Source organism: Bartonella sp. CM120XJJH (assembly GCF_042194715.1).
Lineage (GTDB): Bacteria > Pseudomonadota > Alphaproteobacteria > Rhizobiales > Rhizobiaceae > Bartonella.
Genome location: NZ_JBHINE010000136.1, coordinates 1 through 594 on the forward strand (window position 1 = coordinate 1; position 594 = coordinate 594).

Genomic DNA, 594 nt, shown 5'->3' on the forward strand with positions numbered 1-594 from the left:
TCCGCCGAACTCTTTCAACAATCCTTAGCGGTTTTAAATAGGCGTTCGGCACAAGCCTATGCTGGACAAAAAAGAGGTATGATGGGCTTTGAAGCGCTTGGCATTTCTGTCAAAAACACTTCTGGAAAACTCAAATCCACTTCTGTCTTGTTGGAAGAAATTACCGACAAGATGAGTAAGATGAAAAATCAAGCACAAAGACAGCATATTGCTGCTCTGTTGTTTGGTGGTGATGGTAAAGAAATGGCTACCATGCTTGCACAAGGCATGGCGCCCATAAAAGAGCTCTTTGCAAAGGCGCGGAAAGGAAAATGGCTGATAGGTGCCGATGTCGCACGCTATGCAGCGGACTTAAGTGACAAGATGGGAGCCTTTAAGAAAAAAATAGGCGGTATCGCGAGCTTTATTGGCGCACGTTTCATGCCCGTCATCAATGATATGATTGACGGTTTTTCAAAGTTGATTGATGAAAACCGCGACCTCATTCAAACAACCGTTGCTGGATGGGCAAAAACCTTAAAAAAAGTCTTTAATGATTTGCTTAATCCTACCTCTGATTTGAGAAAAGGTATCAGTGATCTCACAGAGAGGATT

At 43.1% G+C, this 594-nt stretch carries 1 protein-coding gene; it reads left to right on the forward strand.

Annotated elements, in window-relative coordinates:
* Positions 1–594 (forward strand): phage tail tape measure protein (locus tag ACFIKU_RS10440; protein WP_375657444.1); only part of this gene is annotated, 594 nt, incomplete at both ends.